Annotated in this window: 1 protein-coding gene; it reads right to left on the bottom strand. The window is 66.2% G+C overall.

Annotated features, from left to right (window positions below; translation table 11 throughout):
* Window positions 1–706: leucine zipper domain-containing protein (locus A5780_RS19775; protein WP_064909215.1), on the bottom strand; the 706-nt coding region annotated here is incomplete at its 3' end.
* Between the last annotated feature and the right edge of the window lie 108 nt (window positions 707–814).

Consider the following 814-nt stretch of genomic DNA (forward strand, 5'->3'; position numbering starts at 1 on the left):
TGTCGGTGAGGACTCGTTTGACAGTGATCCCGTTGGCGGCGAAGTGTTTTCGTGCTCGTTGCCAGAACGCGACAGCGGTTTCCTTGCGTTCGTCGGACAGGATTTCGCTGTAGGCCAGGCGGGAGTGGTCATCGACGGCGTTGTGCAGGTAGCTGCAACCGACCTGGCTTTTCCCGTTGTGGCGCAACGTTTTTCCTGGCGTTCTGGTCCGGTTGCGGGCTCCTGCGCGGCGCCCGACAGTGCGGTGTCCACCGCCGTCAGGGATGTTGCCGAGTTTCTTGATATCGACGTGGATCAGGTCGCCAGGCGCGGAGTGTTCGTAGCGGCGGATCGGTGCCGCGGTGGCCCGGTCGAGCCAGCGCAGCCGGGCCATGCGATAGCGGGCCAGGACCCGGTGCACGGTGGAGGGGTGCAGTCCGAGCAGGTAGGCGATGCGGGCCGGTCCCCACCGGCGCAGGAGGCGGACTTTGATGATGCGGCGTTCGGTGCGCGTGGGTGTGCGGTTCGGGCTGTGGTGCGGACGGCTGGACCGGTCGCCCATCGCGGCGGTGCCGGCGGTGCGGTACCGGTCGGCCCACCGTTTCGCGGTGGTCGGCGAGACCTGGAATCGTTCCGCGGCTCGGCGCAGTGGCCATCCGTCGTCGACGACGCACCGAGCCAGCCGTAACCGGCCCAGTTCCGACAGTGGGGCATTACGGTGGGACACGAAGACCTCCGGAGTGAATGCGTTCCTAGACAGCTCGCACTTCACTCGGAGGTCTTCGTCATGTCACCTCGCCACGCCGTCACCAACGTCCGTGGTCAGTACAACTAG

It is taken from the genome of Nocardia sp. 852002-20019_SCH5090214 (genome assembly GCF_001665865.1).
Lineage (GTDB): Bacteria > Actinomycetota > Actinomycetes > Mycobacteriales > Mycobacteriaceae > Nocardia > Nocardia nova.